Raw genomic sequence first — 8,164 nt, forward strand, 5'->3', positions numbered from 1 at the left:
AATAGGACGTCAATCCCCATCTCGTCATGATCGACGGGCAAAAGACGGATTACAGTTGGATTACAGTGGCGCCACCGTGCGGACACCTCGACGATGTCCTGCACGTGTCTACGGGCTCGGTCAGTGTTTCAACGAGGGTGCCGGGGCACGAGAAGACTGGGCAGCGGCCTCTGCCTCCGAAACGACCGATCGCATGGCATACGGTTTAAGCGGTGGTCTCCACTGCACTTGCAGGCGGCGGAGGGCCAACGTTCGCTCCCGCAGTAGATCTCTTTCGGCGTCGATTGCCGCGAACTCGGTCGTGGAACGCTTGCCGTCCGCCGATAGGCGCTTGCGCGCGGCAAGCAGTACCTCGGTCCGCGCGCCGAGCGCTCGCGTGACGATTTCCAGCACATTCCATGCGGACTCTGACGGTAGCGCTCGGAGCGCGTCATCAAGCTCGGCGAGGGTGCGGTCGATCTCCTGCAGGCGCGCGAACCGTGGTTCGTATGTCATGAGCACTGTCACGCGCTGCAGCTCAATCGATGATCTTCTCGCCGCCAGTGAATCCCACTGGGTCGCCGAAGCAAGCGGCGAGGCGGGTGCGCGCAACGGAGCACTGATCTCGCAGGTCACATCGCTGCCGAGCGTGCGACACACCACAGTCACCGCCTGCGGGAAGGCACTGAGCCCGCTGAAGACGCTGAACGTCTGTGCCTCACGAGGTGTGCGAGAAAGGCGCAACTCCAAAGCACCATCACGTGCGCGTCGAATCCCGCTCCGGGCAACAGCCTCCGCCTCCCGTCGCTGCGCTGCACTGATCGGCACGCCGGCGAACAGTTGATCGATACTTCGGCGGGCGAGCGACTCGACATCGGCCTCACGTGCAACCGGTCCTTGCACTGCTTCTGGTACAATTGACCGACTCGCAGCCGGAGCAAGCGGCGAGGCGGTCTCAGCGACGCCCACACCCCGCTTCGACAGCACCACATGACGTGCTCGAATCGTGAACGTCGACACCGCTCCACCGGTCACGTCACCGCCCAGTTCCACCGTGCCGGCGGTTCGGCGCAGTTCCACGTGCACATCACCGGCCGACACATCCGCGGTGAATGCTGGTAGATGGTCGAGCCGGATGGTGTCGCCTAGGAGAGTGAGTGACGCCGTACCAATACCCACGCGCGCCGCCCCCGTCCCGTAGATCACGATCTCCACGGGTGCGGTTCCGGCCACCGGGGGGGAGGCCAGCTGCATACCGAGGCGGGTCACCTTGATGAGCACCGCCTCGCGGGGACGGCTCGTTGCCGCGCGAATCGGCGCTGACGCCACGGCGACTTTGGGAGGTGCGGGAATCGCCACGGCGAGTGTCGCCACCACCGCGCTGGCGAGCCCTATGGTGAGGAGACGCAGCGGGTGCTTCGACGGGCGAGCGGTCATGGCGTTGATCCTCTGCGTGAGGTGATGGAATTGTGGGTTGAACGCCAGCAGCAGCGGCGATGTCAGGGCGTCACCGAATGACACTGGTCCCTGAGCGCGGCGTTGCTGGCTCATCAAGAGCAGCAGCTGTGCGTACCGCTTGACGTTGCCATCGGCGCGCAGCACGCGCGCATCGCAGTCCACTTCGATTGCGAGTCGCAGTCGCTGCCAGGCCCACCAGAGTGGTGCGTGCCAGGGCATCAGCACCAGCAGCACCAGACCGATGGCGAGCACGCGCGAATCTCGCGCCTTTACATGCTCTCGCTCGTGCTGTAGCACCAACGCCAGGAGCACGTGGTCGAGCTGAAGCACCCAGCGAGGTAGAACAATCGCTGACCCCGTTCCGCCAATGACCGCAGGACCCAAGCGCTCCGTCAGGTACACCGTCGTGCCCTGCACCGACCGCTGCTCCAACGAGCGCGGGAGGATGCGCAGGCGCCAGAGCCCTCGACCCACACGCACCGCCAGTCCGCCCGTCAACAGGGCCCACACACACAGCAGCAGATGATCGGCCGTTGCCGTGCGTTCGATGAGTTGGTCGAGCACGCGCTGCCAGTGCGTGGTCATCGACTCGTGTGGAACGCGCACGGGCCGTTCCGTGACCGCGGCGGGCGCAGCCACCGTCAGTGCCTGAGGCAGCGCCTCTGGCGCAGCGTCAGGCAGATTCGCCGTGATGCGCGAGACGGAAACGGGTGGCACGATGCGGTCGTTCGCGGAAGGTTCGCGGTGCGTCTTGAGCCGCATGACGGTGGGCATCAGCACCATCGCGACCATGGCGATCAGCCACACCCACCGTAACGACCATCGGAGTTGCGCGGCTGCCCGCTCCATCAGCACCGCCAGCACCCCGATCACGACCGAGAGCACCGTCGCATACAGCATGAAGGCGGCGAGCATCAGTCACGCTCCTCGAGGTCGTTGAGTCGCATATCAAGATGCCGGTGCAGCGTGCGCAGCTCGTCGGCGGAGAGCGATCCACTCTCCAGCAGATGCGCCATGACACTGACCGGCGACCCCGCGAAGAACTTGGCGACCACCCGCGAGAGCGCGTTCGTCTGCATCGCCTCCTGACTCGCGACGGGGAAATACCGGTGCACACGCCCTTCGGCTTCATGATCCACGAGTCCCTTCGACTCGAGATTGCGCAGGATCGTGAGCACGGTGTTGTACGCGAGGTCAACACCCAACCGACCGCGCACCTCCGCCACGGTGCCGGCGCCGCCAGCCCATAAGGCGGTCATGATGTCCAGCTCGCGCTCGCCCAACGTCGGAAGATTCACATGGCCTCAACTAAGGGGATAGTTGAACGTACGCGTTGAGCGCGCCTTGTCAACTAGCTTCATAGTTTTGGCGACGTGGGGAGGGCGCGAACGCAGAACCAACGCAGAATCAGGCACATCGCAAACCCCCGATGCGCACGCGGTGCGCATCGGGGCGCTGACGCCGGTTAGCGCACGATCACTTCGACGGCGGTGATGGCTAGCTGGCCATCGCAGTACTGGAGCGTGGGCCGCCCGCTGGTTCTGCCGAAATGGCCATGAGGATCCAATAGCGTCCGGGCGTTGGTGGCGCCTGCAGCGCGAGCGCGATATCGATGCCCTCGCGGCCCAGCGGAGTGGTGATGGGGTACAGATCCTGCGCGATCACTGTCAGACCCCCCCAGCATCCTACGCTCATCCTCCAACGCGGAGTTTGTCTGATGGATGCCGTCCTGCTCGTTGATCACCAGCCTATCGCCCCGCCCGCCGGACCCGCCGGCGTCGTGGTCCGGGCCCTCCTCACTATCTCCGGCCAGGTGCCGGCTCATCGCCAGCGCACGCCGTTGGCGCTCTCGCTCGTGCTCGACCGCAGTGGGTCGATGAGCGGCGATCGTCTCGACGCCGCCAAGGCCGCGTCGATCAGCGCCGTCGAGCGTCTGCACCCCGACGACGTGGTCTCCGTGATCGCCTTCGATGATCAGGTGAACGTCGTCGCGCCGCCCGCCCCGCGCGTGCGCCAATTCCAGCTGGTCCAGCAGCTCAGTGACCTCGACAGCGGCGGGAGCACGAACCTCAGTGGCGGATGGCTGCGCGGTCGTCAGCACATGGAGCAGGCGCACGGCATGCTTGGCTCACTGGAAGGGTCGTCGCGCCGCATCGTGCTGCTTACGGATGGCCACGCCAATGCGGGGATCGTCGACCCGGCCACGCTGGTGGAGCTGGCCCGCACCGCCCGCGCCATCGGCATCACCACCACCACGATCGGCGTCGGCGAGGGCTATGACGACGACCTGTTGCGCGCCATGGCGGACGCCGGCGGCGGCAATAGCTGGTACGTGGAGCGCCCCGATCAGGCGCAGGACGTGCTCGCCGAAGAGATGGGGAATCTGCTGTCGGTGTCGGCGCAGGGGCTGTCGGTTTCGCTGACGCTGGAGGACTCGGTGGCGATGTTTGCCACGCATTCCAGCTGGCCCGCCACGTCCGTGGGCAACACGTTCACCTTCGACCTCGGCGATCTGTATGCCAGCGAGCCGAAGCCGGTGTTGGTCGAGCTGTTCGTGCCGGCCGATCGACTCGATGCGCTCGCCACCAGCGGGGCGCCGATCGCCACGCTCGTGGTGCAGGCCGACGTGCTGCTCGACGGTGGCGGGGTGGAACACCGCTCGATGACCCTCGGTGTGGCGGCATCGCTGGAGACGCAGTCTTCGCTGGTGCCGGCGGTGGAGCACGCCGTACTGCTGGCGCGTGCGGCCAAGGCCCGCGAAGAAGCGGCGCGTCGTCAGCGAGAGGGCGACGCCGACGGGGCACAGGCGGTCATGCACGTGATGTCGGTCTCACTGCAGAGCAGTGCGCTGGTGAACGATCCGGACTTCGGCGACGAACTCCAGGCGCAGGCGCAGGATCTGCAGGGGCTGGCCGAGCGCTACGAAAGTCGCGCGTTCAGCGAAGTGGAGGCCAAGTACCAGATGCAGCGCAGCTACAATGCCCGTCGCGGCAAGAAGCGAAATGACGGCACGCTGAGACGCGAGCCGTAACGACCCCGATGTGACGACGGGGAGCGTCGGGCCGTAGATTTCGAAAGTCCGCCCGACACTCCTCGCACCTCGGGACCTCCCCATGCTGTATTCCGTCCGACGCGCGGCGCTCTCTCGCGTCGCGCTGCCGCTCGCGGCCCTGTTGATCGCCGCGCCGCTGCTACCCGCCCAGTCGCTCTCGCCGTCCACGCTGGGGATCAGCGCGCAGGTGCACGGGGTGGGCGGTACCATGAACACGGCGATTTACACCGGCGTCGGCGGCAATGCGGCCTTCGGGTTCGGCGGAGAAATTGCCTACGGCGCCTCGCCGCGGTTGTCGCTCGTGGGGCGGCTGGCGCGGATCACGTCCACGTCGGGCGTCGCCACCAAGTCCACCGACTACACGATGGTGCAGGGGGATCTTGGCCTGCGGTGGATGTCGATGCCGGGGGCCCGCGTGCGTCCGTTCGCCGAGGCAGGGCTCGCACTGCGTCGGCTGGCCTTCGAGTACGCCAACGCGCAGGGCGTGCTGAGCGACTACTCCGCCTTCAATGGCGGCGCGACGGCGAGTGTTGGTGTGATGATCTTCCAAACCGAGACGATGTCGGTGGAGGGCGCCGGCAGCTACACCAGCGGCAACTTCAGCACATGGAAGGTGAACGGCGAGCCGGCGGCGGGTGTCGCGCAGATGCCGTCGGAGATGCTCGGCGTGCGCATTGGTGTGCGGTATTGGTTCTCGAAGTAGCGCGCTCGCGCTACTTCACCACGACTTCGATCGCAGCCAGTGCTATCGGCAGGTCGCAGTACACGACGCCAGCCGGTCGCCCCGATGGGTTGGGCAGGCAGCCACCGATCGATCCGTTCAGCGCGATGCGCTCGTCGCGAAAGTACGCGGTTCTTGTGGTAAGCGACCCGGTACGGGTCCGTGTGCGAATGACACTGTCGGGGAGTGAGGCGACGTCGTTGCCGTCGCCCCACACCGGCGCGCCCATGGTCCAGTTCGAACGCGACAGAATGAAGCCGCCCGACGGCTCGGCGGAGATGATCATCAGTATCCAGTAGTGCCCCGGCATATCGGGGGCCACGTACTCGATGGGGACATCGATCACGTTGTCGCGGACCGGTGTGGCGACCGGGATGACGTCGCGACCGATCGTTGTCGGGTCGCCCCAGGTGGGCGTCATCGCAAGCCATACGGACGCCGCCCGCCAACTCGCCGTGTACTGCAGCTGGATCACCCCCGTGATCGGTGCTCCCGGCGCCACGTCGATGCGCGCCTCGCGCCCGGTCATGCGCTGCGACCCGAGGCGCCCGTCGCGTATCTGGACCGCAGCCGCATCCACGACATCCACCTTGTCTTGCCTGATCGGTATGTCGATCGTCGCCGGCCGGTAGCCATCGGCCTCGAACCGAATCGTGAGGAGCGTGTCGGTGGTACGCAGTCGCAGCGCCCCGAAGGTCACCGTGCCCGACGAATCCATGCGTGCCTCGCCGCCCATCACAATCTCCGCGTTCCCCCTGACGATCCGTGCGCGCACCACCGTGCTGTCCTGCCCCGTGCCGGACTCCGTGCCGGACTCCGTGCCGGACCGCGTAGCGCGCCCCCGTGCCGAGAGTGGCGGCGTGAGGCGGTAGACGTCGGGGCCGTACACCAGCGCATTATCCACGAGGACGACGCCCTGACCGGCCACGAGTGCCGGAAGTCGCATAACGGTCCAGGCCCCGAGCGCGAGCGCGGCAAGTAGCAGCGCGGTGGCGGCCGTCGCGAGGCGTCGCGACGTCGTCGCCGAGCGCTGCCACCAGGGGATGGCACGTACCAGCACATCGATGTCATGCGAGCCAGCCCGCGCGCCGACGATATCGGTGGCGAGATCCCACGCATGTCGCGGATCGCCGGAGCGGCGACAGCGGGCGACGATCTGCGCAAACACGAGCGCCGCCCGTGCCTCAAGGCGCGCGTTCAGGAAATGGCGCGTGGCGGCGATGATGCTCGTGCTTTCGCCATCGGCCAGCAGCGACTCGGCCAGTTGGGCGTGCGCGGCCTCCTGCTCCGTGTCGGTGCTCAGCCCGATCATGCGTTCGAGAATCAGATCGTGCGACGGCTCCCAGCGGTCGCCGTGGGCCGTCACCAAGCCTTTCGCTTCGAGCACGGCGAGCGCGTCGATGACCTGCGCCATGCTCGCCTGTTCCACGGCGCGATGGACCACGCGCAGCGGCAGCGACGTGCCTGCGAGCGCCAGTGTGAGCAGCACGCCCCGCTCGCGCACCGCACAGCTGAGCAGCCGGTGATCGAGCGGAGACGTCACCATGACGTCGGCACAGGCCTGCGTCCAATCGGCCGACGTCCATGTGCCGCGCTGGCTGGACAGCCAGCCCTTCTCCACCGCCAGCGACAGGCGCTCGATGACATGCTGCGGGATGCCAGCGGCACTCTCGGCCAATCGCTGAATGAAACGCCCTGCGCCCGGATCGTCGGGCCAGGTGCCACAGCTGCGAATGGCCGCCATGGTGGACGCCAGGTCGAGCGGCAACAGCGGCAGGCGCACCTCGTTCGGGTGCGTCAGGAAATCCGTCGCGATCCCGCGCGCCGCCGCCACCACCAGCAGCGGGAGACGGACGGCGCGCGCGACCACCGAGGCCAGCAGCTGGCGTGACGCCGGATCGCACCAGTGGAGATCATCGAATAGCAGCGCCAGCGGCTGCTGCTCGGTGATCGCGGAGACGAGGTCGTAGAGCGCGGAGGCCCGTCGGCGCGTGGCCTCGCCGTCGTTGTCGTGCACGGCAGCGCTCACGCGAAAGGTGGCCGCGAGCGCCGGGTCGAGCGCCGACAACTCGCGCGCGCTGGTCGGATCGATCCCCATCGCGCCCGGTTGCTCCGCGAGCGCCCGCGCCAGTTGGGCCGCCAGGCTGAAGGGAATCTCGCGCTCGCCGGGATTGGCCCGGATCACGAGGGCGATGGCCGACCCGGTGGCGCATCGGGCGGCCATCGCGGCGAGCAGACGACTCTTGCCGACCCCGGCCACGCCGGTGAGGAGGACGGCGTGCGTCTCGCCCTGCCGGGCGCGCTTCCACGCGCGTGTCACGGTGGCGAAGACCTCTTCTCGTCCGGTGAGGTCCATCGCCCATACGGTGCGCGGGTCGCTCTGGTCGGCTTTGGGCACATCACGACGGGCGCGGGCAATCAACGCGGTGGCCGATGCCGCCTCGTCGGCGCCGAGGTCGGCGAGGCGCAGCTCCAGTCGCTCGGCCGCCCGTCGCGCGGCGGGGCGATCGCCGATCGCCAGGTAGGTCTTGGTGGCGATCCGGTGGGTGTCGGGCACGTCGCCCGCGACGATGGTGAGGCGCTCCAGCAGCGCCCGGGCCGCCGTGTGCCGCCCGCCGCCGGTGAGTTCGGTCAGCGCCGGCTCGACCCGTTGCCGCAGCATCTGCTCCAGGCGCTGGCGTTCGCCTGCCGCCCAGTCCTCGAACTCGTCTCCTCCCGGCATGCTGAGGCCGGCCAGGAAGGGGCCCGCGTAGGCGGCCAGCGCGGCGTCGAGGTCGTCGCGCTCGAGCGCCTGGCTGAACAGCTGGTGATCACTGGCGAACGCCGCCGACAGCTCGGCGATGGCGTCGTCGCCCGTGGTGAGGGCGTCACCCAGCGTACGGCGCAAGCGCCAGAGCGCCTGCCGCACATTTTGCCGCAACCGCTCCACGGGGGCGTCTCCCCAGAGAAGTTGC

General features: G+C 67.8%; 5 protein-coding genes. 2 read left to right on the plus strand and 3 right to left on the minus strand.

The features are described from left to right. Positions 1-120 precede the first annotated feature (120 nt). Together ACIRA7_RS13150 and ACIRA7_RS13155 are read right to left on the minus strand one after the other, a co-directional pair. On the minus strand, positions 121-2,352 hold the full coding sequence (locus ACIRA7_RS13150) for a M56 family metallopeptidase (RefSeq protein ID WP_396221299.1): 2,232 nt from the start codon (positions 2,350-2,352) through the stop codon (positions 121-123). Further along, on the minus strand, positions 2,352-2,735 hold the full coding sequence (locus ACIRA7_RS13155; protein WP_396221300.1) for a BlaI/MecI/CopY family transcriptional regulator: 384 nt from the start codon (positions 2,733-2,735) through the stop codon (positions 2,352-2,354). The genes ACIRA7_RS13150 and ACIRA7_RS13155 overlap by 1 nt, the downstream gene beginning before the upstream one ends. Positions 2,736-3,154: 419 nt before the next feature. Between ACIRA7_RS13155 and ACIRA7_RS13160 the strand changes: the two genes are divergently transcribed. Both ACIRA7_RS13160 and ACIRA7_RS13165 read left to right on the plus strand, forming a co-directional pair. Next, on the plus strand, positions 3,155-4,468 hold the full coding sequence (locus tag ACIRA7_RS13160) for a VWA domain-containing protein (protein ID WP_396221301.1): 1,314 nt from the start codon (positions 3,155-3,157) through the stop codon (positions 4,466-4,468). Between the two features lie 82 nt (positions 4,469-4,550). Beyond that, positions 4,551-5,192: a hypothetical protein gene (locus tag ACIRA7_RS13165; RefSeq protein WP_396221302.1), complete on the plus strand. Its 642-nt coding sequence runs from the start codon at positions 4,551-4,553 to the stop codon at positions 5,190-5,192. Between the two features lie 10 nt (positions 5,193-5,202). Here ACIRA7_RS13165 and ACIRA7_RS13170 read toward each other — a convergent pair. Continuing rightward, a partial coding sequence (locus ACIRA7_RS13170) for an ATP-binding protein (protein ID WP_396221303.1) occupies positions 5,203-8,164 on the minus strand: 2,962 nt, incomplete at its 5' end.

Source organism: Gemmatimonas sp. (genome assembly GCF_044376735.1).
Taxonomy (GTDB): Bacteria; Gemmatimonadota; Gemmatimonadetes; order Gemmatimonadales; family Gemmatimonadaceae; genus Gemmatimonas.

Coding starts and splice junctions, on each gene's coding strand:
- ACIRA7_RS13150 (WP_396221299.1), bottom strand. CDS start 2,352: ATGCTCGCCGCCTTCATGCTGTATGCGACGGTGCTCTCGGTCGTGATC.
- ACIRA7_RS13160 (WP_396221301.1), top strand. CDS start 3,155: ATGGATGCCGTCCTGCTCGTTGATCACCAGCCTATCGCCCCGCCCGCC.
- ACIRA7_RS13165 (WP_396221302.1), top strand. CDS start 4,551: ATGCTGTATTCCGTCCGACGCGCGGCGCTCTCTCGCGTCGCGCTGCCG.